This window comes from Streptomyces curacoi, from assembly GCF_001513975.1.
Taxonomy (GTDB): domain Bacteria; phylum Actinomycetota; class Actinomycetes; order Streptomycetales; family Streptomycetaceae; genus Streptomyces; species Streptomyces curacoi.
In genome coordinates this window covers 647,315-669,907 of record NZ_KQ947986.1, presented here as the reverse complement: position 1 = coordinate 669,907, position 22,593 = coordinate 647,315, and the positions used below count along the sequence as shown (strand labels likewise).

General features: G+C 72.1%; 26 protein-coding genes and 2 pseudogenes. 18 read left to right on the top strand and 10 right to left on the bottom strand.

Annotated elements, in window-relative coordinates; translation table 11 throughout:
* Positions 1-32: 32 nt before the first annotated feature.
* From AQI70_RS12650 to AQI70_RS12590, 13 genes and pseudogenes are all read left to right on the top strand, one after another.
* Positions 33-2,081 (top strand): NAD(P)/FAD-dependent oxidoreductase, encoded by a 2,049-nt coding sequence (locus tag AQI70_RS12650; RefSeq protein WP_244181585.1) that lies wholly within the window; start codon positions 33-35, stop codon positions 2,079-2,081.
* Entirely contained in the window at positions 2,078-3,928 is a 1,851-nt protein-coding gene (locus AQI70_RS12645; RefSeq protein ID WP_062147741.1) for a transketolase, read from the top strand. The genes AQI70_RS12650 and AQI70_RS12645 overlap by 4 nt, the downstream gene beginning before the upstream one ends.
* Positions 3,925-4,854, top strand: coding sequence for a non-homologous end-joining DNA ligase (gene ligD / locus AQI70_RS12640; protein ID WP_062147738.1), 930 nt, complete (start codon positions 3,925-3,927; stop codon positions 4,852-4,854). The genes AQI70_RS12645 and ligD overlap by 4 nt, the downstream gene beginning before the upstream one ends.
* Positions 4,855-4,913: 59 nt before the next feature.
* Positions 4,914-5,246 carry a gas vesicle protein GvpO gene (locus tag AQI70_RS12635; RefSeq protein WP_079051257.1) on the top strand — a complete coding sequence of 111 codons (333 nt, stop codon included), beginning with the start codon at positions 4,914-4,916 and terminating at the stop codon, positions 5,244-5,246.
* A gap of 52 nt (positions 5,247-5,298) precedes the next feature.
* Complete coding sequence (locus AQI70_RS12630) at positions 5,299-5,724, top strand: gas vesicle structural protein GvpA (protein ID WP_003996544.1); 426 nt, start codon at positions 5,299-5,301, stop codon at positions 5,722-5,724.
* On the top strand, positions 5,721-6,491 hold the full coding sequence (locus tag AQI70_RS12625; RefSeq protein ID WP_062147733.1) for a GvpL/GvpF family gas vesicle protein: 771 nt from the start codon (positions 5,721-5,723) through the stop codon (positions 6,489-6,491). Before AQI70_RS12630 ends, AQI70_RS12625 begins: the two co-directional genes overlap by 4 nt.
* A 4-nt stretch (positions 6,492-6,495) precedes the next feature.
* Positions 6,496-6,760, top strand: a pseudogene (locus AQI70_RS12620) (gas vesicle protein GvpG).
* On the top strand, positions 6,757-7,686 hold the full coding sequence (locus tag AQI70_RS12615; protein WP_062147731.1) for a histone H1-like repetitive region-containing protein: 930 nt from the start codon (positions 6,757-6,759) through the stop codon (positions 7,684-7,686). Before AQI70_RS12620 ends, AQI70_RS12615 begins: the two are co-directional and overlap by 4 nt.
* Positions 7,683-8,543 (top strand): SRPBCC family protein, encoded by an 861-nt coding sequence (locus tag AQI70_RS12610; protein WP_062147728.1) that lies wholly within the window; start codon positions 7,683-7,685, stop codon positions 8,541-8,543. The genes AQI70_RS12615 and AQI70_RS12610 overlap by 4 nt, the downstream gene beginning before the upstream one ends.
* On the top strand, positions 8,540-8,866 hold the full coding sequence (locus AQI70_RS12605) for a gas vesicle protein (protein WP_062147724.1): 327 nt from the start codon (positions 8,540-8,542) through the stop codon (positions 8,864-8,866). Before AQI70_RS12610 ends, AQI70_RS12605 begins: the two co-directional genes overlap by 4 nt.
* Positions 8,863-9,693, top strand: coding sequence for a GvpL/GvpF family gas vesicle protein (locus tag AQI70_RS12600; RefSeq protein ID WP_062147721.1), 831 nt, complete (start codon positions 8,863-8,865; stop codon positions 9,691-9,693). Before AQI70_RS12605 ends, AQI70_RS12600 begins: the two co-directional genes overlap by 4 nt.
* Entirely contained in the window at positions 9,690-9,872 is a 183-nt protein-coding gene (locus tag AQI70_RS12595) for a gas vesicle protein (protein ID WP_062147718.1), read from the top strand. The genes AQI70_RS12600 and AQI70_RS12595 overlap by 4 nt, the downstream gene beginning before the upstream one ends.
* A 1-nt stretch (position 9,873) precedes the next feature.
* A complete protein-coding gene (locus tag AQI70_RS12590) occupies positions 9,874-10,158 on the top strand; it encodes a gas vesicle protein K (protein WP_003996536.1) in 285 nt (94 codons plus the stop codon).
* A 33-nt stretch (positions 10,159-10,191) separates the two neighbouring features.
* Here AQI70_RS12590 and AQI70_RS37290 read toward each other — a convergent pair whose 3' ends face one another.
* The 3 genes from AQI70_RS37290 to AQI70_RS12580 form a co-directional block, all read right to left on the bottom strand.
* Positions 10,192-10,362 carry a hydrophobic protein gene (locus AQI70_RS37290; protein WP_079051256.1) on the bottom strand — a complete coding sequence of 57 codons (171 nt, stop codon included), beginning with the start codon at positions 10,360-10,362 and terminating at the stop codon, positions 10,192-10,194.
* Positions 10,363-10,403: 41 nt separating this feature from the next.
* Complete coding sequence (locus tag AQI70_RS12585; protein WP_062147715.1) at positions 10,404-11,225, bottom strand: methyltransferase domain-containing protein; 822 nt, start codon at positions 11,223-11,225, stop codon at positions 10,404-10,406.
* A 125-nt stretch (positions 11,226-11,350) separates the two neighbouring features.
* Positions 11,351-12,844, bottom strand: a complete 1,494-nt coding sequence (locus tag AQI70_RS12580; RefSeq protein ID WP_062147712.1) for a bifunctional phosphatase PAP2/diacylglycerol kinase family protein — start codon at positions 12,842-12,844, stop codon at positions 11,351-11,353.
* Positions 12,845-12,916: 72 nt separating this feature from the next.
* Here AQI70_RS12580 and AQI70_RS12575 point away from each other — a divergent pair, with 72 nt between their 5' ends.
* The gene (locus tag AQI70_RS12575; RefSeq protein ID WP_062147709.1) at positions 12,917-13,570 is read left to right on the top strand and encodes a histidine phosphatase family protein; all 654 of its coding nucleotides are present in this window, start codon (positions 12,917-12,919) and stop codon (positions 13,568-13,570) included.
* 112 nt (positions 13,571-13,682) lie between these two features.
* Positions 13,683-15,302, top strand: coding sequence for an ABC-F family ATP-binding cassette domain-containing protein (locus AQI70_RS12570; RefSeq protein ID WP_062147706.1), 1,620 nt, complete (start codon positions 13,683-13,685; stop codon positions 15,300-15,302).
* A gap of 49 nt (positions 15,303-15,351) precedes the next feature.
* Here AQI70_RS12570 and AQI70_RS12565 read toward each other — a convergent pair whose 3' ends face one another.
* Positions 15,352-16,458 (bottom strand): baeRF2 domain-containing protein, encoded by a 1,107-nt coding sequence (locus tag AQI70_RS12565; RefSeq protein ID WP_062147704.1) that lies wholly within the window; start codon positions 16,456-16,458, stop codon positions 15,352-15,354.
* Positions 16,459-16,517: 59 nt separating this feature from the next.
* Between AQI70_RS12565 and AQI70_RS12560 the strand changes: the two genes are divergently transcribed.
* Positions 16,518-16,775, top strand: a complete 258-nt coding sequence (locus AQI70_RS12560; RefSeq protein WP_003996529.1) for a DUF6158 family protein — start codon at positions 16,518-16,520, stop codon at positions 16,773-16,775.
* Between the two features lie 202 nt (positions 16,776-16,977).
* On the opposite strand, the gene AQI70_RS12555 is transcribed toward AQI70_RS12560, so the two are convergent.
* The 5 genes from AQI70_RS12555 to AQI70_RS12535 form a co-directional block, all read right to left on the bottom strand.
* The gene (locus AQI70_RS12555; protein ID WP_062147701.1) at positions 16,978-19,071 is read right to left on the bottom strand and encodes a catalase; all 2,094 of its coding nucleotides are present in this window, start codon (positions 19,069-19,071) and stop codon (positions 16,978-16,980) included.
* Complete coding sequence (locus AQI70_RS12550) at positions 19,071-19,613, bottom strand: type 1 glutamine amidotransferase domain-containing protein (protein WP_062147698.1); 543 nt, start codon at positions 19,611-19,613, stop codon at positions 19,071-19,073. Before AQI70_RS12550 ends, AQI70_RS12555 begins: the two co-directional genes overlap by 1 nt.
* A gap of 6 nt (positions 19,614-19,619) precedes the next feature.
* Complete coding sequence (locus AQI70_RS12545) at positions 19,620-20,276, bottom strand: hypothetical protein (RefSeq protein WP_062147695.1); 657 nt, start codon at positions 20,274-20,276, stop codon at positions 19,620-19,622.
* A 5-nt stretch (positions 20,277-20,281) separates the two neighbouring features.
* The gene (locus AQI70_RS12540) at positions 20,282-20,701 is read right to left on the bottom strand and encodes a CBS domain-containing protein (protein WP_062147691.1); all 420 of its coding nucleotides are present in this window, start codon (positions 20,699-20,701) and stop codon (positions 20,282-20,284) included.
* Positions 20,702-20,788: 87 nt separating this feature from the next.
* On the bottom strand, positions 20,789-21,193 hold the full coding sequence (locus AQI70_RS12535; protein ID WP_037885863.1) for a DUF2795 domain-containing protein: 405 nt from the start codon (positions 21,191-21,193) through the stop codon (positions 20,789-20,791).
* Between the two features lie 129 nt (positions 21,194-21,322).
* Here AQI70_RS12535 and AQI70_RS40640 point away from each other — a divergent pair, with 129 nt between their 5' ends.
* The gene (locus tag AQI70_RS40640) at positions 21,323-21,454 is read left to right on the top strand and encodes a hypothetical protein (protein WP_279616751.1); all 132 of its coding nucleotides are present in this window, start codon (positions 21,323-21,325) and stop codon (positions 21,452-21,454) included.
* On the opposite strand, the gene AQI70_RS12530 is transcribed toward AQI70_RS40640, so the two are convergent.
* Complete coding sequence (locus tag AQI70_RS12530; protein WP_062147688.1) at positions 21,448-21,954, bottom strand: hypothetical protein; 507 nt, start codon at positions 21,952-21,954, stop codon at positions 21,448-21,450. The two genes, AQI70_RS40640 and AQI70_RS12530, sit on opposite strands and share 7 nt — an antisense overlap.
* Here AQI70_RS12530 and AQI70_RS12525 point away from each other — a divergent pair.
* Positions 21,884-22,567, top strand: a pseudogene (locus tag AQI70_RS12525) (LacI family DNA-binding transcriptional regulator); the annotation flags it as partial. The gene AQI70_RS12530 and the pseudogene AQI70_RS12525 sit on opposite strands and share 71 nt — an antisense overlap.
* Between the last annotated feature and the right edge of the window lie 26 nt (positions 22,568-22,593).

The window sequence follows — 22,593 nt, the reverse complement described above, 5'->3', positions numbered from 1 at the left end:
CGAGTGAGCCATCGAAAGGCCGGAGGCCAACCGTGAGTCGACCCCGCATCGTGATCGTCGGCGCCGGATTCGCCGGGTACCGCGCGGCCCGTACCCTGTCCCGGCTCACCCGGGACAAGGCCGACATCACCCTGCTGAACCCGACCGACTACTTCCTGTATCTGCCCCTGCTGCCCCAGGTCGCCGCCGGCATCCTGGAACCGCGCCGGGTGACCGTGTCGCTGTCCGGCACCCTGCCGCGCGTACGGCTCGTACTGGGCGAGGCCGACGCCATCGACCTCGACGAGCACACCGTGCACTACACCGGCCCCGAGGGCGACGGCGGCGTCCTGGACTTCGACCGGCTGATCCTCGCCGCGGGCAGCGTCAACAAGCTGCTGCCCATCCCCGGCGTCGCCGAGCACGCGCACGGCTTCCGTGGCCTGCCCGAGGCGCTGTATCTGCGCGACCACGTGACCCGGCAGGTGGAGCTGGCCGCCGCCGCCGATCCCGAGAACTGCTCGGCGCGGTGCACGTTCGTCGTGGTGGGCGCCGGATACACCGGCACGGAGGTCGCCGCGCAGGGCCAGCTGTTCACCGACTCGCAGGTGCGCAAACAGCCCCTGCGATCGGGCATGCGGCCGCGCTGGCTGTTGCTCGACATCGCCGACCGCGTGCTGCCCGAGCTGGACGAGCGGCTGTCGCGCACCGCCGACCGGGTGCTGCGGCAGCGGGGCGTGGACGTGCGCATGGGCACCTCCGTGAAGGAGGCCACGCCCAGCGGGGTGCTGCTGACGGACGGCGAGTTCGTCTCCACCCGCACGGTGGTGTGGTGCGTCGGCGTACGGCCCGATCCGCTCGCCGAGTCGCTCGGGCTGCCCATGGAACGGGGCCGCCTCCTCGTGGACCCGCACCTCCAGGTGCCGGGCCGGCCCGAGCTGTTCGCCGCCGGGGACGGGGCCGCCGTACCGGATCTGGAGAAGCCCGGACAGTACACGCCGATGACCGCCCAGCACGCCTGGCGGCAGGGCAAGGCCGTGGCCCACAGCGTGGCCGCGTCGCTGGGCATGGGTGAGCGGCGCCCCTACCGCCACCGCGACAAGGGCTTCGCCGTGGACCTGGGCGGCGTCAAGGCGGCCGCCAACCCGTTCGGCATCCCGCTGTCCGGCGTGGCGGCGGGCGCCGTCACCCGCGGCTACCACCTGGCCGCGATGCCCGGCAACCGCGTCCGCGTCGCCGCCGACTGGCTCCTGGACGCCGTACTGCCCCGACAGGCCGTGCAGTTGGGCCTTGTACGGGAGTGGTCGGTACCGCTGGACACCGCGTCACCGGAGCTGGCACGGGTGCCGGGTGGGCCGGAGAAGCGGGTGGAGAAGAAGGGGGAGAACGGACCGGTGGAGAAGAAGGGGGACAAGGAACCGGTGGAGAAGAAGGGGGACAAGGAACCGGTGGAGAAGAAGGGGGAGAAGGCAGCGGAGAAGCGCGAGGAGGGCGCTGAGGAGCAGCCGGAGGAGGACAGGCTGGAGGCCGGGCCCAGGGCCGGACCGCGGACGGATGGCTCCGGGGAGAGCGCCGTCGGCGAGACGGCGACGGTTCCCCTCGGCGTAGATGCGGTGACGGGCTCGCGCGGCGGTGAGCCTGCGAAGAGCCAGCCCGGTGGTGAACCGGCCAAGAGCCAGCCCGGTGGTGAGCCCGCCAAGAACCAGCCCGGTGGTGAGCCCGCCAAGAACCAGCCCGGTGGTGAACCGGCGAAGGGCCCCGCACCGGGCCCCGTACGGCACCCCGGTGCCGGGGCTGCCGAGCCGCCCGGTCGGGTACCGCACCCCGACGCCGTGGAGGCCATGGAGAGCAAGCGCTTCGGAGCCTCTGCGCACCTGCGGCGCCCCGGGGCCGCGGGCCCGGCCAGTCGCGCGGACAGCGGCGAGGAAGTTGTACCGCCCGACGTGCTCCAGGACCCCGACGCCGCCAAGCACCCCGAACCCCCGGGCCCTGTTCAGCGCCCGCACCCCCCAGCCGGCCGGGGATCGCCCGCCACGACGCGTGGCGGCCACCCCAAGCCCCCCGCAGGCCCCTCCGGCACCCCAGCGGAAGGAGACTCATGAACACCGCCGAACTCGTCGAGTTGGCCCAGCAGTTGCGTGTCGACAGTGTGCGGGCCTCCGCCGCCGCGGGATCGGGGCATCCGACGTCGTCGATGTCGGCCGCCGATCTGATGGCCGTACTCCTCGCGAACCACCTGCGGTACGACTTCGACCGGCCCGCCCACCCCGGCAACGACCGCTTCGTCCTCTCCAAGGGACACGCCTCCCCGCTCCTCTACAGCGCCTACAAGGCGGCGGGTGCCATCGAGGACGGCGAACTGCTGACCTTCCGCAAGATCGGCAGCCGCCTCGAAGGGCACCCCACCCCGCGTCGGCTGCCGTGGCTGGAGACGGCGACCGGATCGCTCGGGCAGGGGCTGCCGGTCGGGGTGGGGATCGCGCTGGCCGGGAAGCGGCTCGACCGGACCGGATACCGGGTGTGGGTGATGTGCGGTGACAGCGAGCTCGCCGAGGGGTCCGTGTGGGAGGCCGCCGAGCACGCCGCGTACGAGCATCTGGACAACCTCACCGCGATCGTCGACGTGAACCGGCTCGGTCAGCGCGGCCCGACCCGGCACGGTCATGATCTCGACGCCTACGCCCGCCGCTTCCGGGCCTTCGGCTGGCACACCATCGAGGTGGACGGGCACGACGTGGACGCCGTCGACCGTGCGTACGGGGAGGCCAGGTCCACCAGCGGGCAGCCCACCGTCGTGCTCGCCCGCACCCTCAAGGGCAAGGGCGTCGAGTCCGTCCAGGACCGCGAGGGACTGCACGGCAAGCCGCTGCCGGACGCAGACGAGGCGATCGCCGAACTCGGCGGCCCGCGCGACATCCGCGTCAGCGTGCACGAACCGCCCGCCGCCCGCATGCTGCACGCCGTTCCCGTCGGTGACCTCCAACTGCCCCGCTGGGACAAGGGGGAGGAAGTGGCCACGCGCAACGCCTACGGCGAGGCGCTCGCCGCCCTCGGCACCGGCCGCGCCGACGTCGTCGCCCTCGACGGCGAGGTCAGCGACTCCACCCGCGCCGAGTTCTTCGCCAAGGAACACCCCGACCGCTTCTTCGAGTGCTACATCGCCGAGCAGCAGCTGGTCGCCGCCGCCGTGGGGATGGCGGCGCGGGGCTGGGTGCCGTACGCCTCCACCTTCGCCGCGTTCCTGACCCGCGCCTACGACTTCGTGCGCATGGCGTCGGTCAGCGGCGCCGGCATCAACCTCGTCGGCTCGCACGCAGGCGTCGCGATCGGGCAGGACGGCCCCAGCCAGATGGGCCTGGAGGACCTGGCGATGATGCGGGCCGTGCACGGCTCGACGGTGCTGTACCCGTGCGACGCCAACCAGACGGCGAAGCTCGTGGGCGCCATGGCCGGCCTGGACGGCATCCGCTATCTGCGCACCTCACGCGGCAACAGCCCGGTGATCTACGGCCCCGACGAGGAGTTCCCCGTCGGCGGCAGCAAGGTGCTGCGCTCCAGTCAGTACGACCGGCTGACCGTCGTCGCGGCCGGCGTCACCGTGCACGAGGCGCTCGCCGCCGCCGACGCCCTGGACCGCGAGGAGGGCATCCAGGTCAGGGTCATCGACCTGTACTCCGTCAAGCCGGTCGACCGGGACACGCTGCGCCGGGCCGCCGAGGACACCGGCTGTCTGCTCACCGTGGAGGACCACCACGAGGAGGGCGGCCTCGGCGACGCCGTCCTCGACGCCTTCCTCGACGGGCGCCCGGTGCCGCGCCTGGTGCGCCTCGCCGTCCGCAGGATGCCGGGCTCGGCCTCCCCGGACGAGCAGCTGCACGCCGCGGGCATCGACGCCGCGGCCATCGCCGCCGCCGGGAAGCTGCTGGTCGAGGAGGCAGTCGTACGATGACGGGCGGCGACGGCACGACGAAGGTGCGGGCGGGCCGCCGTACGGTCGAGGTCAAACGCGTCGACAAGGTGCTCTTCCCCGGCGGCGGGGGCGCGAAGGAGTACACCAAGGGCGAGCTCGTCGACTACTACCGTTCCGTCGCCCCGTTCATGCTGCCGCATCTGCGCGGCCGCCCGCTGATGCTGGAGCGGTACCCGGACGGCGTCGACGGGCCGAGGTTCATGCAGAAGAACACCCCGGAGCACTATCCGGACTGGATCACCCGCGTCGAGGTGCCCAAGGAGGACGGCACCGTCTGCCACACCGTGTGCGACGACACCGCCACCCTCGTCCATCTCGCCGACCAGGCCTGCCTCACCCTGCACCGCTGGCTGTCGCGTACCGATCGCATCGACCGGCCCGACCGCATGGTCTTCGATCTCGACCCCGCCGACGACGACTTCGGACAGGTGAGGCAGGCGGCCGGGCTGCTCGGCGAACTGCTCGACGAACTTCAGCTGCCGTCGGCGCTGATGACGACCGGTTCACGCGGACTGCACGTGATCGTGCCGCTGACCGGGCAACAGGACTTCGACGAGGTACGCGAGTTCGCCCGGGACGTCGCCGACACCCTCGCCGACGCCCACCCGGACCGGCTCACCACCGCCGCTCGCAAGAAGGACCGCGGCAACCGCCTCTACCTCGACATACAGCGCAACGCCTACGCGCAGACCGCGGTCGCGCCCTTCACCGTCCGCGCCCGGCCCGGCGCGCCCGTGGCCACGCCGCTCACCTGGGACGAGTTGAGCGATCCCGGCCTCGACGCCCGCCGCTGGACCATCGCCGACGCCGTTGAACAGGCCCGCACCAACCCCTGGGCCGGGGTGCTGAGCCGCGCCCGGTCCCTGGGGCCCGCGCGGCGCAGGCTCGACGCACTGCGTGGCTGAAGCACACAAACTCATGGGTTTGGCAGGCGCCTTGCGGGCCACTCGCCGTTCGAGGCGCCATGACTGATTCACAGAACACACCCAAATCATCCAGACAACGACAGGGCGGGGCGGACGACATGCCGACCCCCATGGAGATCCTGCGCCAGGCGCGCGCCCAGCTCGCCGAACTCACCGGCAAGGCCGCGGAGACGGTGTCCTCGTTCGAACAGACCGAGGACGGCTGGGTGTTGGAGATCGAGGTCCTGGAACTGGCCCGTGTCCCCGACACGATGAGCCTGCTGGCGAGCTACCAGGTGGATCTCGACCACCAGGGACAGCTCACCGGCTACCGCCGTGTCCGCCGCTACGAACGCGGACGCTCCGACGCACACAGGCCCGGCGGCCGTTAGGCCGCCCGGCCACGCCCGTCACACCATCCCCAGACAAGGAGGAACAACCGGCATGACCGTTGTCCCGGCACAGCAGACCGGAGGCGGAGGCGGCTCCAGCGGCCTCTACGACGTCCTGGAACTCGTCCTCGACCGGGGACTCGTCATCGACGCGTTCGTACGGGTCTCCCTCGTCGGCATCGAGATCCTGAAGATCGACGTCCGGGTGGTCGTCGCCAGCGTCGACACCTATCTCCGCTTCGCCGAGGCGTGCAACCGGCTCGACCTGGAGGCCGGGCCGCGCAAGAGCCCGGGCCTGCCCGACATGGTCGGCGAGATCACCGAGTCCGGTGCGCGCGGCAAGTCCAAGGGCGCGCTGTCCGGCGCCGCCCAGACCATCTCCGACGCCTTCAAGCAGGCACGGGAGGAAGGCGAGGGCGAAACCAAGCCGCGCGCCCGCAAGTCCACGACGGCGCGCAGGAAGGAGGAGCAGGAGTGAGCACGTACGTGTACGGCATCACCGCGAGCTCGCATCCCGCACTCCCCAAGGACATGGGCGGCATCGGCGACCCGGCCCGCCCGGTGCGCGTGCTGAAGCAGGGCGACCTGGCCGCCCTCGTCAGCGACGCCCCCGAAGGGCTGCGCCCCAAGCGCAAGGAACTGCTCGCCCACTCGAACGTGCTCGCCGAGGCGGGCGCGGCCGGCTGTGTGCTGCCGATGCGGTTCGGCAGCATCGCCCCCGACGACGACACGGTCACCTCGGTCCTGGCCGAACGCGCCGACCACTACAAGGAGCGGTTGCGGGCCCTGGACGGCAGGGTCGAGTACAACATCAAGGCCTCCCACGCCGAAGAGGCCGTCCTGCACCGCGTGCTGTCCGAGAACCCGGAGATCCGGGCCATGACGGAGGCCAACCGGCAGGCCGGCGGCGGCACTTACGAGCAGCGTCTGCGGCTCGGCGAGATGGTGGTCGCCGCGGTCAAGGCCCAGGAGGCCGAGGACGCGACCGATGTGCAGCACACCCTGGAACCGGCCGCGGACGCGGTCAGCGTGGGCCCCGACTCCACCGGCTGGCTCGCCAACGTGTCCTTCCTGGTGGCCCGCGACGAGGTCGAGACGTTCCTCGCCGCCGTGGAACAGCTCCGCAAGGGCCATCCGCACCTCGAACTGCGCGTCAACGGCCCCTTGCCGCCGTACAGCTTCGTCGAGCCCGGACCCGCCGAGCCGGCGGGCACCACGATCGGCGCGGAGAGCGCGGAGGAGTGAGGCCGTGGGACTGATCGGAGAGGTACTGCTGCTGCCGTTCGCCCCCGTGCGCGGCAGCGCATGGGTGATCAGACAGGTCTTGTCCGAGGCGGAGCGCCGCTACTACGACCCGGCCGCGGTGCGCGCCGAACTGGCCGCGCTGGAGGAGCAGTTGACGGCGGGCGAGATCGACGAGGAGGAGTTCGACCGCCGGGAGGACGAGCTCCTCGACCGGCTGGAGACCGGCCTTGCGCGCGCGCCGCGGGACGAGTGACGGGACGGCACGATGAACCGAGTGGGACTGGGCCTCGCGGTAGGGGCCGGATACGTCCTCGGACGTACCAAGAAGATGAAACTGGCGTTCGCCGTCGGCACCCTGGCGGCCGGCAAGCGGATGCGGCTGAGCCCGCGGGCGCTCGCGGACCTGGTGTCCCAGCAGCTGCGGAACAACCCGCAGTTCGAGGAGATCGGGGACCAGCTGCGCGAGGACCTGCGCGGCGTGGGCAGGGCGGCGCCGGGCGCCATGATCGAGCGACGGCTCGACGCACTCGCCGACCGGCTGCACGGGCGTACCGAACGCGTGCGTGACCGGTTGGCGGGGGTGGAGCCGGAGGCACCGGATCCCGGACTGGAGGAGGAGGGGGCCGAGGGATACGGGGAGTTCGAGGGGTACGAGGAGCCCGAGGAATTCGAGGACTCCCTGGAATACGAGGACTCCGAGGACTCCGCGGAATCCGACGGGCCTGCGGGGGCCGAGGGTGCCGAGGACGAGGGGCCTGAGGCTGAGGAGCCTGAAGCCGAGGAACCTGAGGCTGAGAAGTCTGAAGCCGAGGAGCCTGAAGCCGAGAAGTCTGAAGCCGAGGAGCCTGAAGCCGAGAAGTCTGAAGCCGAGAAGAAGCCGCCTCGGAAGGCCGCGGCGAAGAAGGCGCCCGCCAAGAAGGCGACGGCGAAGAGGGCACCCGCCAAGAAGGCGGCGGCCACCAACGCGCCGGCGAAAAAGGCGCCCGCCAAGAAGGCCGCGGCCAAGAAGGCACCCGCCAAGAAGACGACGGCGAAGAAGGCACCCGCCAAGAAGGCGACCGCGAAGAAGGCACCCGCGAAGAAGGCCGCGCCCAAGACCGGGAGTGGCAAGCCGGCCGCCAAGAAGACCGCCGCGGCCCGCGGCGCCGCTCGCGGTGCGCGGGCCCGGCTGCCGAGGGGCGGTGGTGAGCGATGACCGAGACGGTCGGATCCGCACGTACCACCGGCCCGCTGGCCGACGCCGCCCACAGCGAGGCCGCCGAGCGGCTCAAGGCCGAACTGCGGGAGTACCTCGCCGTACAGGCCCAGCGGCTGCTGGCCGGGGCGGGCCGCAAGCTCGGCGAGACCACGGTCAGGCTGAACGACCTCGCCGAGGGCCGCAGCCCCGGCCTGGCCCGGCTCGCCCTCGACGGCGGCCGCAAGCTCGCCGAGGGCAAGAGCCCGCTGCGCAGCGCGCTGGAGGTCGGCGCCGCACGCGCCAAGGAGAACGTGGCCGACGCCCTGCGGAACCTGGCCGGCGGCAAGGCAAAGAGCAAGAGCGGGACGGGCGGCAGGCCCGTCGTCGTCATCGAGTACGTCGATGTCGGCGTCCCCCTGCGCACCGCCTACGACCACTGGACCCGGTACGAGGACTTCAGCACCCTCGCGAAGGGCGCGGACAGCGCGAACAGCTCCGACGACCGCATTGCCTGGACCTCGGAGGGGGCCAGGGGCACCACGCAGGGCGTCGTCTCCTTCCATCGGCTCGGCGACAGCCTCACCCGCGTCCTGCTGGTCGTCGAGTACCACCCCAAGGGCCTGTTCGAGAGGACCGGCAGCCTCTTGGGGACCCCGCGGCGCCGGGCCCGCCTCGACCTCAAGGACTACGTCCGGCACCTCACCCTCGGGAAGGACGCGCGGCACGCGGTCGCGGAGGAGGGCGAGGAGGCGTACGAAGGAGAAGAGGAGGAAGAAGGGGAAGCGGCATACGCGGAGGAGGCGGACGGGGAGTACCCGGACGAGGACGCGGTGGAGCCGGAGACCGAGTACGCCGACGGCGGGAGCCGCCGATGACGACTCCCGGCCGGCTGCCCGAGCCCTACGGCCGCGACGGCGGCGCCAACCTCGCCGACATCCTGGAGCGGGTGCTCGACAAGGGCGTGGTCATCGCGGGCGACATCCGGATCAACCTGCTCGACATCGAACTCCTCACCATCAAGCTGCGCCTCATCGTCGCCTCGGTCGACAAGGCGAAGGAGATGGGCATCGACTGGTGGGAGGACGACCCGGCGCTGTCCTCCCGTGCCCGCCGCGACGAACTCGCCCGGGAGAACGCCGAGTTGCGCGAGCGCCTGGCCCAGTTGGAGCCCGCCCGGGGACAGGAGGAGGCCCCATGACCGGACTGCGCTACGTGTACGCCGTCTGCCGCCCCTTTCGCTCCGCCCTCCAGGCCCAGCTGACGGGGGTCGCCGGCGTGCCGCCGAAGCAGCTGACGCACCACGGCCTGGTCGCCGTCGTCAGTACGGTGCCCGAGGCGGACTTCGCCGAGGCGCCGCTCCGCGCCCACCTGGAGGACCTGGACTGGCTCAGCACGACGGCCCGCGCCCACCAGCAGGTCATCGACGCGCTCACCGCGGTCACGACACCGCTGCCGCTGCGCCTCGCCACCGTCTTCCGGGACGACAGCGGCGTACGCAGCATGATGGAAGCCCGCGAGGACGACTTCCGGCGCGTCCTCGACCGGCTCGAGGGCCGGGTGGAGTGGGGCGTCAAGGTGTACGCCGAACCGGAGTCAGCGCAGTCCCCGCAGTCCGCGAAACCCACGGAGCCCACGGAGACCGACCGGCCGGCGAAGACCGACCGGCCGGACGCGAAGGCCATGTCGGGCCGTGACTATCTGCGTCGCCGCCGGATGCAGACCCGGGCCCGGGAGGACGTGTGGCAGCGGGCCGCCGAATTCGCCGGCCGACTGCACGAGACGCTTTCCTCGTTCGCCGAGGATTCCCGGCTGCATGCCCCGCAGAACGCCGCGCTTTCCGGTGCGTCCGGGCAGAACGTGCTCAACGCCGCCTATCTGGTGCCGCGCGCGGATTCCGAGGAATTCGTGGAACTGGTGGACCGGGAGAAGGACGACGCTCCCGGAATCCGGGTCGAACTCACCGGGCCGTGGGCGGCCTATTCCTTCACGGGGGAGTTCGCCGAGGATCCGGAGGTGGGGCCGTGACCGTCGTCGAACGCCGGGAGATCGCCCTGGTGGACCTGCTCGACCGGCTGCTCGCCGGGGGCGTCGTCGTCAAGGGGGACATCACCCTGCGCATCGCGGACGTAGATCTCGTCCGTATCGACCTGAACGCCCTGATCAGCTCGGTGAACGAGCAGGTCCCCTCGCCCTGGGAGAGTTGACGTGACGTCACGCCGCAACCGGCTCGACCTCGAACCCGACACCGTGGAACGCGACCTCGTGAAGCTCGTCCTGACGGTCGTGGAGTTGCTGCGCCAGCTCATGGAGCGCCAGGCGCTGCGCCGCTTCGACGCGGGTGACCTGAGCGAGGAGCAGGAGGAACGCATCGGTCTGACCCTGATGCTGCTCGACGACCGTATGACCGAGCTGCGCGAGCGCTACGGACTGCGGCCCGAGGACCTGAATCTGGACCTCGGGCCGCTGGGACCGCTGCTTCCCAGGGAGTGAAATCAATTCACTACCGACTTCTGACCCCTTTTCTCACCACCGATACCAGCGACCCCTGCCTCCTGCCGCGGTCGTACCACGCATCAGGAAACCCAGCAGCCACAGTACGAGAACCGCGATCGCGATCCACCACAGTACCTTCACTGCAAATCCGGCACCGAAGAGAATCAGGGCCAGAAGCAGTACGAGCAGAATAGGAACCATAGTTTGACCTCCTGCTCACCGAGTTACCAGAAAAGCGCGATTCAGGCGTCTTTACGGCACAGAATCTCCCCGTGGAGCACGCTGAACCAGCCGTCCTCCTGCCGCCCCCACGCCCGCCAGGCCTCCGACACGGCCCGCAGCCGCTCCGCGCTCGCGTGGCCGCCCTCGGTGGCCCGCTCGGCATAGGCCGAGGCCAGGGTGCGATCCGCCCACAGCCCGCTCCACCAGGCCCGCTCCTGCGGCGTCGAGAAGGTCCACGTGCCCGAGGTGGCGGTGATGTCCGTGAACCCCGCCCGCAGCGCCCAGGACTTCAGCCGGCGTCCGGCGTCCGGCTCGCCGCCGTTGGCGCGGGCGACCCGGCGGTACAGATCCAGCCAGTCGTCCATCCCCGGGGATGCGGGGTACCAAGTCATGGCGGCGTAGTCCGAGTCGCGGACCGCGATCAGCCCGCCCGGTTTCGTGACCCGCTTCATCTCGCGCAGCGCGCCGACCGGATCACCGACGTGCTGGAGTACCTGATGGGCATGGACCACGCAGAACGTGTCGTCCGGGAAGTCCAGGGCGTGCACGTCCGCGACCGCGAACGCGACCTTGGTCAGCCCGCGTCCGGCGGCCGTGGCCCGGGCCTGGTCCAGGATCTCGGGCGCCCGGTCGACGCCGGTGACGTGCCCGTCGGGGACCAGGGCCGCCAGGTCGGCGGTGATCGTGCCCGGGCCGCAGCCGACGTCCAGGATCCGCATGTGAGGCTTCAGTGAGCCGAGCAGATAGGCCGCCGAGTTGGCCGCGGTGCGCCAGGTGTGGGAACGCAGCACGGACTCGTGGTGCCCGTGGGTGTAGACGGCGGTCTCCTGTGGCTTCGGCATGGCTGGTCCCCTCGTCTCGTCGTACCGGCTCACGGGGCGTGCGGCCCCGCCGGGCGGTACACGACACCGTACGCCCGCATGTCGAATGGTGAGACCTGCGTTTTGCTATCTGGACTGACGGATGATCAGGAACCTGGCAGCGGGCGGTAGACCGTCAGCGCCTCCGGGAGCTTCTCCAGCGTCACATCACCGCCCACCTCGGTCACTTCGCCGTCGTAGGCGAGGAGCGCGCCCGGTGTGACGCCCGACAGGTGCAGTCGGCGCACCTGGACCGCCGCATGAGCCGGGGAGCGGGTCAGCGGGCCGGCGAGGGCGGCGGCGAGCAGGCGCAGGGCGGGGCGGCGTCCGCCGTGCACGACCCGTACGTCGAGCACGCCGTCCGCGAGGTCCAGCCGGCGGCCGGGCGCCAGCCCCATCCGGTGGTAGGTGCCGTTCCCGGCGAACAGCAGCCACAAGGGGTGGGCGCGACCGCTGACCTCGGCGTGCAGCGGGTGGCGTCCGGTGCGCAGGACGCGCAGGGCCGCGAACACGCCGGCCGGCCAGGCGCCGATCCGGGGCGAGAAGTGGTCCCGCTCGCGCACCAGCTCCGGATACACGCCGAGGCTGCACGTGTTGAGGAACAGACCCTGCTGCCCGTCGCTGGTGAACCGGCCCACGTCCACGCGCACGGCCTCGCCCCGCTGGACGGCCCGGCTCAGATCGCGTTCGCCCTCCACGCCCAGGTCGTGGGCGAAGTGGTTCATCGTGCCGCCCGGCAGCACCGCGAGCGGCAGACCGTGCCGCAGCGCCACCTCGGCGGCCGCGTTCACCGTGCCGTCGCCGCCGCACACGCCGAGCACCCGGGCGCGGCCCGCCGCCTTGCGCAACTCGGCCGCGATGTCGGCCGGTTCGCACTCGACGAGCTCGGCGCGCGGCAGCAGGTCCAGCAGGGCGTGCACCCGGTCGGCGGTGCGCGACCCCTTGTTGGCCACCACGACCAGGCCGTCTCCGTCCGGCAGCGCCGGCACGTCCGTACGGGGCCGGGCCGGTGGGATCAGCCCCTCACGCGTCGGCACCATGCCCCGCACCGCGAACGCGGCACCCGCGCCCAGGGCCGCTCCCGCCAGCACGTCGCTCGGGAAGTGGACGCCGGTGTACACCCGGGACAGCGCCACCGACCAGGCGATCGGGGCCACCGCCAGGCCCCAGGCCGGCGACTCCAGGGCCACCCCGGTCGCGAACGCGGCGGCCGACGCGGCGTGACCCGACGGGAACGAGGTGGTGATCGGCTGCCGCTTCAGCTGCCGCACCAGCGGTACGGGGTCCAGGACCGGGCGGGGGCGGCGCACCGACCGCTTGCCGAGGGTGTTGATGGTCAGCGAGGCCAGGCTCAGCGAGGCCAGGCCCCGGACCGCGGCCCGGCGGGCCCGGGGCGTGCGGCTCGCGGCCATCACCGCGGCCGTCGCGAACCACAGCACCCCGTGGTTCGCGCTCCGGGTCAGCCGCGGCAGGACCGGCTCGGCGTACGGCCAGTGCTGCTCGGCGGCGAACTCGAACACCCGGGAGTCGAGGGCGAGGAGCCGGTCGCGCAGGGCATGCCGGCCGGGCTTGGGGACGGTGAGGTCGACGTCTGGGCTCATACAGGGCTGGGTACCCTGAAGTGGCCGATTGCTGTCCGGCCGACGGCGGCCGACACACGGAGGAACCCGTCCATGCGCCTGCTCCTCATCCGCCACGGCCAGACCCCCTCGAACGTGGACTACCTGCTGGACACGGCCGTCCCCGGCCCCGGCCTGACCGCCCTCGGTCAACACCAGGCCGCCGCCCTGCCCGAGGCGCTCGCCGACGAGGACATCGAGGCGGTCTACGCCTCCACCCTGATCCGCACCCGGCTCACCGCCGCCCCGCTGGCCGCCGCCCGCGGCCTCGACGTGCTCGTGCGCGACGGCATCCGCGAGCTGGCCGCGGGCGACCTGGAGATGGTGCGGGGAGACTCCGCACAGGGTGAGCTCTACATGAAGACGGTGTTCGCCTGGGCGGCCGGCGACACGGAGCTGCGCATGCCGGGCGGGGAGAGCGGTGCGGAGGCGCTGGCACGCTATGACGCCGTGGTGGCGGAGGCCGCCGCCAGTGGTGCCGGGGCCGTGGCCATGGTCAGCCATGGCGCCGCCATCCGTATGTGGACGGCGGCCCGGGCGGCCAACGTCGACGTCGCCTTCGCCGCCGCGCACCCGCTGGAGAACACCGGTGTGGTGATCCTGGAGGGGGCGCCGTCCGACGGTTGGAAGGCGCTGTCGTGGGCGGGGGCCGTGGTGGCTCCGGCGGGGGAGGGCGGGCCCGCCGGGCGGGTGGTGGAGGCCGAGTAGGCCCCGCTTCGGCCCTGAACGGGCCTCGTCCTCGAATGCCGGACGGGCCGATGGACGCGCGGGCGAATAAGCGTTTGCCCGGTGCCGCCGGCCGACCTCAGAATGCAGCCCCATGGGACATCTGGAAGCCGCGCACCTCGAGTACTACCTCCCCGACGGGAGGGCGTTGCTCGGCGACGTGTCCTTCCGGGTGGGGGAAGGCGCCGTCGTGGCGCTGGTCGGGCCCAACGGCGCCGGCAAGACGACCCTGCTGCGGCTGATCTCCGGTGAGCTGAAACCGCACGGCGGCACCGTCACCGTCAGCGGCGGACTCGGTGTGATGCGGCAGTTCGTCGGGTCCGTACGGGACGACACGACCGTGAGGGACCTGCTCGTGTCCGTCGCGCCGCCCCGCATCCGCGAGGCCGCGAAGGCCGTCGACGTCGCCGAGCACGCCATCATGACCGTCGACGACGAGGCCGCGCAGCTGAAGTACGCGCAGGCGCTCGCCGACTGGGCCGAGGCGCGCGGCTACGAGGCCGAGACGCTGTGGGACATGTGCACCACGGCCGCGCTCGGCGTGCCGTACGAGAAGGCGCAGTGGCGGCAGGTGCGGACGCTGTCGGGCGGCGAGCAGAAGCGGCTGGTGCTGGAGGCGCTGCTGCGCGGCACGGACGAGGTGCTGCTGCTCGACGAGCCCGACAACTACCTCGACGTCCCCGGCAAACGCTGGCTGGAGGAGCGCCTGAAGGAGACCCGCAAGACGGTCCTCTTCGTCTCCCACGATCGCGAACTCCTCGCTCGCGCGGCCGAGAAGATCGTCTCCGTGGAGCCCTCGCCCGCCGGCGCCGACGCCTGGGTGCACGGCGGCGGCTTCGCGACGTACCACGAGGCCCGGCGGCAGCGCTTCGCCCGCTTCGAGGAGTTGCGCAAGCGCTGGGACGAGAAGCACGCCCAGCTGAAGAAGCTGGTGCTGACACTCCGTCAAGCGGCCGAGAACAGCCCCGACATGGCCTCCCGCTACCGGGCCGCCCAGACGCGGCTGCGCAAGTTCGAGGAGGCGGGACCGCCGCCGGAGCCGCCGCGCGAGCAGGACATCAGGATGCGGCTGAAGGGCGGCCGGACCGGCGTGCGGGCGGTCACCTGCACGGGACTGGAGCTGACCGGCCTGATGAAGCCGTTCTCCCTGGAGGTCTTCTACGGCGAACGCGTCGCCGTCCTCGGTTCCAACGGCTCCGGCAAGTCGCACTTCCTGCGCCTGCTGGCCGGCGAGGACGTGGCCCACACGGGGGAGTGGAAGCTCGGCGCGCGCGTGGTGCCCGGACACTTCGCGCAGACGCACGCGCACCCCGAGCTCATCGGCCGCACGCTCCTCGACATCCTGTGGAAGGAGCACGCCCAGGACCGGGGCGCCGCGATGTCCCGACTGCGCCGCTACGAGCTGACGAACCAGGCCGAGCAGACGTTCGACCGGCTCTCCGGCGGCCAGCAGGCCCGTTTCCAGATCCTCCTGCTGGAGCTGGCGGGTGCCACGGCCCTGCTCCTCGACGAGCCGACCGACAACCTCGACCTGGAGTCCGCCGAGGCCCTCCAGGAGGGCCTGGAGACCTTCGAGGGCACCGTGCTGGCCGTCACCCATGACCGCTGGTTCGCCCGCGCCTTCGACCGTTACCTGGTCTTCGGCAGTGACGGGCGGGTGCGCGAGACGCCGGAGCCGGTGTGGGACGAACGCCGGGTGGAGCGAGTGCGGTAGCGGCTGACCGGCGCTGACGACCCCCAGGCCGCAGCGCCGGTCAGCCCGCTCACGACCAGCGCAGCAGCGCCCCCAGCCCGCCCGCGGGCTCCGTGGCCGGGTCCGCCGGGGTGACCGACAGGGCCGCGGCACCCGTCGCGACGGCGGAGCGGATCAGCGCGTCGTCCGCCCTGGCCGGCCAGGAGTGCTGTTCGCCGAGGATCTTCAGGTCCGTGCGGCGCACCGCCAGCTGGTCCGGATCCTCGCCGATCCACACCTCGCGGTGCGCGTCGGGGGCGTCCGGGCGGATCAGGAGTTCGTCGATACGGTGCTCACGGGCGGCCTCGATCAGCGCGGGCACGCCCTCCACCGCCCCGGCACGCCCCTCGCCATCCGGTTCGCGAGCCGCCAGGAACCGCTCCAGCTCGCGCGCCGCCCGCTGCCGTACATGCTCCTGACGGGCCTGTTCGACGTCCTGGTCGAGCAGCCTGCTGCCGGTGCCGTGCGGGGCCTCGACCACGAGGTCGTGCAGCCGCTGCGGCAGACGTTCGTGCACGGTCCGCCGCTCCCGGTCGTCGCCGACGAGGATCAGCAGGTCCGCGCGGGTCTCCTCCTGGCAGACGGTGAGCGCGTCGGCGATCTCGGCCGCGTTGTGCTCCCAGGTGTTCTCCACCTTGAGCTGGAAGTGCCGTTCGGACCAGTCGACCGTGCTCGTCCGGTGGATCGGATGCTGCCGGCCGGTGACCGAGCCGACGTCCTGCCGGCCCAGCGCGGTGCGCAGCTCGAAGGCGGCGCCCTTGCGGTCGACGTAGGCGACCACGCAGACCGGGTCCTCGCCCGCCAGCTCCAGGAGCGGCGCGGTGTGCGGCAGCGGCGCCCAGTGCGCGCTGTCGCGCAGCGGGGCGCGGGCCAGCGGCGGATCCAGGACCACCTCACCCGCACGGGCGAAGACCGCGCGGCCATGGGGCTCGGAGGAGTGCTCCAGTCCCTCCAGCGCGGATCGCACCGCCTGGCAGGTCGCGTCGTCGGCGCCCTGCTCGGCCAGCTCCCGGGACAGGGCCTGAGCGGTCAGGTGCCGCTCATGGGGCGTGGCCTCCGTATGCCTGGAAGTGTCGACGTACACGGAGGCCCAGGGGCCGGGGTGTTCGTACAGTGGATGCAGAAAGGCGAGATCCATTGCTCTCTCCCGTACGCCGCTCGGGTGCTGTGTGCTCGACGGGCGGGTACCCGGACCGCATGATTGAACACGACGAGCGGGGCACCACGATGACCGGAGTCGACCCCGGCCGGCTGGACGACCAGCAGCTCATGAAAGAGCTGGAGACCATCCACCGGACGCGCCACGACACGCTGCTGTACGGCTCGAACGACGCGCTGCGCGCCCACAACGAACGCATGGCGCAGCTGGAGGGCGAGTACCTGCGCCGCAACCCACGCCGCACGGTGGCGCCTGGCCGGACCCGCGAGGGCGCCCGCGACCGCAGCGGGGACTGAGCAGCCCGAAAGCCGGGGGGCCGCTGGAGGGCGACGGGTGCGGAAAGCCGGGGAGCCGGGCATGGCAGCCCGGCTCCGTCGGCCATGCCCGGTGCGCGCCCTTCGGGTCCGTGGTGCGCCGGCCGGACGCGTCGGTGCGCCGGGCGGACCCCGTTAGTCCCTCGGCCCGGCGCACCTGCTCTTGTCACCCCGTCCGGCGGGCTCAGCAGCGCGCCGGCGGGCGGCCCCAGTGGCGGTGGGCCGACAGGGCGGCGATGAAGGCGTCGAGGAACTCCTCGCTCGCCGGCCCCGGAGAGGTGTCCGTCACCACGCCGTGGTCGGACACCGTGTGGTGGAACTCGGCGGACAGCCGTACGCCCTCCGGCTCCAGGGACGACAGGACGCCCACACCGGAGCCGAGCGCGCCCACCGGCTTGCCGTGCCGGTACGCGCCCCGCACGAAGCGCATCGCGTCCGGGTCGGCGGCCGTGGCCGGGGTGCCCACGGGCCCGCCGGGCAGCAGTACGGCGTCGTACAGCACGGAGGCGACGGTCGGCAGCGCACGGTCGACCGCGACCGGTTCACCGTCGTCCCCGGGGACCGCGCCGTCCGCCGCCGCCAGCGTCTCGACGATCGCGCCCTCGGCCGTGAGCGCCTCCCGCACGGACGCCACCTGCGCGGGGTCGACGCCGTCCGCGACGAGGACCGCGACCTGCCGGGTGCGGACGGAGCCCTCACCGCGCAGCGACTCCAGGCTCAGCGCGGGGGAGGAGAGTTTGTCCGCGGCCTGCGTCGCGGACGGCTCCGGCACCCCGATGCCACGCGCCACCTCGGTCGCCAGGCCGCCGTTCACCTTGGCGAGATGCTCGACCGTACGGGCCCTTACCGACTTCGCCCCGACCTTGCCGAGCTCGAATCGGAACGCCTCGACGATGTGCTGCTTCTCCCAGTCCGCCATGCTGTTCCAGAACATCGCGGGCTGCGTGTAGTGGTCCTGGAAACTGGCGCTGCGCCGGCGGATCTTGGCGCCGTCGACCCGCTCGGCGTAGTGCGTGTACGCGGAGCCGTCCACGCCGGCGTGCGCCGGGCAGCCGCCGCCGAGAGAGTTCGGGAAGTAGTTCGTGCCCCGGTGGATCGTGCTCTGGTGGTAGCCGTCGCGCTGGTTGGTGCGTACGGGCGCCACCGGCCGGTTCACCGGGATCTGCGTGAAGTTGGGGCCGCCCAGCCGGATCAACTGCGTGTCCAGGTAGGAGAAGTTGCGGGCCTGGAGCAGCGGGTCGTTGGTGAAGTCGATCCCGGGGACGACGTTCGCCGTGTGGAACGCCACCTGCTCGGTCTCCGCGAAGAAGTTCTCCGGATTGCGGTTCAGCACCATCCGGCCGATCGGCCGCACCGGCACCTGCTCCTCCGGAATGATCTTCGTGGCGTCCAGCAGATCGAAGTCGAAGGCGAACTCGTCCTCCTCCGGCACGAGCTGGACACCCAGCTCCCACTCGGGATACTCGCCCGCCTCGATCGCGTCCCACAGATCGCGCCGGTTGAAGTCCGGGTCCCGCCCCTGGCACTCCTGCGCCTCGTCCCACACCAGCGAGTGCACGCCCAGCTTCGGCTTCCAGTGGAACTTCACGAACGTGCCGCGCCCCTCGGCGGTCACGAACCGGAAGGTGTGCACGCCGAAGCCCTGCATCATGCGGTAGCTGCGGGGGATCGCCCGGTCCGACATCAGCCACATGATCGCGTGCAGCGTCTCCGGCTGCAGCGACACGAAGTCCCACAGGGTGTCGTGCGCGGACGCGCCCGTCGGGATGTCGTTGTGCGGCTCGGGCTTCACGGCGTGCACGAAGTCCGGGAACTTGATGCCGTCCTGGATGAAGAAGACCGGGAAGTTGTTCCCGACCAGGTCGTAGTTCCCCTCCGACGTGTAGAACTTGGTCGCGAATCCGCGCACGTCCCGCACGGTGTCCGCCGACCCCTTCGGCCCCTGCACGGTCGAGAACCGCACGAAGACCGGCGTCCTCACCGCCGGGTCCTGGAGGAAGGCCGCGCGGGTGAACTCCGCGCAGGACTCGTACGGTTCGAAGTAGCCGTACGCGCCCGCGCCCCGCGCGTGCACCACCCGCTCCGGGATCCGCTCGTGGTCGAAGCGGGTCAGCTTCTCCCGGAAGTGGAAGTCCTCCATCAGTGTCGGGCCGCGCTCACCCACGCTCAGCGAGTCGTCGGTGTGGTCGACCTCCACACCCTGGTCGGTGGTGAGCGGCCCGGCCGTCGGGTCGTCCGCCCGGAAGGCCTCCCGCTGCTGCTGCTTGCGGTCCTCCATCAGGCGGCCTCCTTCGCGAACACCTCGAGGAACGCCTCGCAGAACGCCTTCAGATCGTCCGGCTTACGGCTGGTGACCAGCTTGTTGGGGCCGTGGTCGCAGATCCGCACCTGCTCGTCGACCCAGGTGGCGCCCGCGTTGCGCAGGTCGGTCTGCAGACTCGGCCAGGAGGTCAGCACCCGGCCGCGTACGACGTCCGCCTCCACCAGCGTCCACGGGGCGTGGCAGATCGCGGCGACCGGCCGGCCCTGCTCGAAGAAGTCCCGCACGAACGCGACGGCCTTGCGGTTCATCCGCAGATAGTCCGGGTTGGCGACCCCGCCCGGCAGGACCAGCCCGTCGAAGGAGTCGGCCGACGCCTCGCCCACGACCTCCTGCACGGGGAACTTCTCCGCCTTGTCGAGGTGGTGGAACGCCTGGATCGTGCCCGGCTTCGTCGACACCAGCACCGGCTCGTGGCCCGCGTCCACCGCCGCCTGCCACGGATCGGTGAGCTCGACCTGCTCGACGCCCTCGGGTGCGGTCAGAAATGCGATACGCATGATGGTTCAACGTCCTTCCGTGGCCCGGAAACGGGCCTCGTCGCTCGTGACGCGCTTCTTGTCCCGCCTGCGGGCGCGCACACAGCGCAGCAGCTCCTCGCCGTACGGCAGCAGCACACAGGCGCCGATGGCGACCCCGATGCCCGCGAGATAACCGCGGGACAGCGGCCGCCGGCGCGGTACGAGACGCCACGCGTCCGGATCGCCGCGCCCGCCGCGCAGCAGGGACTTCACCTGGTCGGCGTGCAGACACATCAGCGAGGCCAGCGCGGCGAACGGCAGCGACTCCAGGAAACTGTGGATGTGCTGCTCGACCGGCTTGACCTCGCGGTCGCTGTCGACGGCCGTGCGTACGTCCCACAGCGCCGTCGCCTCGTGCGCCGCGGTCGCGCCCAGCTGCGCACTCAGCAGCAGCGGATTGACCTCGTAGCGCAGGGTCAGCGCGATGGGCAGCCCCACCTCGGCCATCATCAGCGAGTGGATCAGCGACTCCTTGGTGCCCGCGGTCTCCTCGATCCGGGTCCGCCGGTGCATCCACCAGTCGGCGAGGCCCGGCACGAACCAGCTCGGCAGCAGTCCGTACAGCAGATAGCGGACCGTGGCGTCACCGACATCCACGGTGACGCCGGAGGCGCTGATCTCGGCGGCCTGGTCCCGTCCCATGGGCCTCACTGGTCCGGCGCTGCACGGCTGATCTCGGCCAGCGCCGAGCCGGGATCCTGGGTCTCGGCCAGATCCCCCAGACTGACGACGCCGACCGGCAGCCCGTCCTCGACGACCGGCAGCCGGCGTACGGCGTGCTCGCGCATCAGCGCGACCGCGACGGACACCCGCTCACCGGGGTCGACCATCACCGGGTCCCTGGTACACACCGACTGCGCGCTCACCGTCAGCGGATCGGCGCCGTCCGCGACCGCCCGCACCGTGATGTCACGGTCGGTGAGCACACCCACGACCTGCTGTCCGTCGGCCACCACCACATCGCCGATGTCCTGCGCGCGCATCAGCTGCGCCGCCTCCACGAGCGAGGCGTCCGGGCGGACGGCGACCACGCCCGGTGTCATGACGTCCCTCACGAAATCAGCCATCACTGGCCCTTCCTGCGTTGCCCCGGCCGGTACCGGTACTGCGGCCGGGTCGGCGTGACCCCGCCGCAGTACCCACCGACCGGTCCCCTATGCGTTCCTCCGCCGGCCGGACGGCCCGGCCCCGGTCAGGGCCTCGGCCAGCTCCTGCACGTTGGCGAAGCGCGCAGTGCGCGGCAGCCGCTCCACCGGCTCGACAAGGGCGTCGGGCGCGTATCCGCGGCGCAGCGCGTCGGTCAGCTCCCGCGGGGTTGCCGGGAAGGCGCTGCGGCCCAGAATCCGCGCCAGCTCCAGCCGGATCGTCTCCAGGGACGCCGCCGAGGGCCCCGGCCACCCCACCGGCCCGTGCGCCACCGCCGGGTCGTCGTCGGCCGTCGGCTCCGGGTCGTGCCACTCCTCGGTCCGGGTGGGGTGGCCGGACCTCAGCAGGCCCTGCAGTTCGTGCTTCATCTCGTCGTCACGGTGAACGCTCAGCCGGTCGCTGCCTCGCTGCATGACTCCCTCCAGATCTTCGGGGGTCCGCACCGCGTACCCGCGCACCGGGGGTCGACACAGGGTTTGCACCCCGGAAGGAGGGAGACCCGATCTCCACCCCCCACGCACGTTCCGGGGAAGGACCAGGCCATGGCGCTACTCGCTGTGCTGCTCCCGATCCTCATGCTCGGCGTGGTGCTGGCACTGGGCCGCTATGAGGATCTGCTGCTGCCGAAGGAGAAGGACGAGGACCGGCCGGAGGGGGCGGCGCTGGGTCACTGAGAGGGCTGCTGCTCCGGGGCAGCGAGCAGGAGGGCGGTGCTGAGGGTGTCGGGATGCCCTTCGCCCAGCACGCGTCGCTGCCGTGAGTACACCTCGGTCAGCAGCCGCTTCGCCGCCTCCCTGTGGCCGGTCTCCGCACCGACCCGGGCCCGGTGGGCGCCGGCCCACAGCGTGTGCTGGTGGTCCGGCCCGAGGTGGGCCGCCCAGGCGTCGTGCAGTTCCTCCAGCCGCGCCAGGGCTTTGGGCTGCTCGCCGTGGTCGGCCAGGAAGCGGCGGGCCTCCAGAGCGGCCATACGGGGGCCGGCGACGGTCAGGTCCGTCGGCGCGATGGCCAGCAGGTGGGGGAGGAGGCCGGGCCAGCGCGGCCAGGTGCTGGGGTCGGAGGCGTTGCCGGGGGACGCCGCGGCCAGGAGGTGGCTCGCGTGACGGGCCGTCGACACGCTGCTGGCCTTCCGCAGCGAGGCCCTGATCCTGCTCGGCCCCACCGCGCCCTCGGACACGCTCGCCGTCCTCGACAACAAGGCCCCCGCCATCGCCGTCGGCCGTCGGATCACGGGCGCCGCCCTGGACGTCGTACGCACCGCGGACGACGACGGCGTGGGACAGATCGTCGACCACCTGGTCGGACTCGGCCACCGCGAGATCGCCTACGTGGACGGCGGCAAGGGCGTCATCGCCACCGACCGGCGGCGCGGCCACCGCACCGCCATGCGTCGGCACGGCCTGGACGACCACATCCGGGTCGTCGCCGGGGACAACACCGAGGCGGCCGGCGAACGCGCCGTCCGGCAGCTCCTGGACGCTCCCCGCCTGCCCATCGCGGTCATCGCGTTCAACGACCAGTGCGCCATCGGCGTCCTGACGGCACTCGCCCGCGCCGGTGTCGCCGTCCCCGGCCAGGTGTCCGTGGCCGGCTACGACGACGACCTGCTCTCCCGGCTGAGCTGCTTCAACCTGACGACCGTCAGCCAGAGCGCCCGCGAGCAGGCCCGGGACGCGGTGACCGCGGCCGTCGAACGCCTCGACGAGGGCCGCGCCGAACACCGCGAGGTCGTCCTCACCCCGCACCTCGTGCTGCGCGGCACCACGGCCGAATTCGAGGCAGGGCGCTGAACAGTTCGGTGAACTGTTCAGCGCCC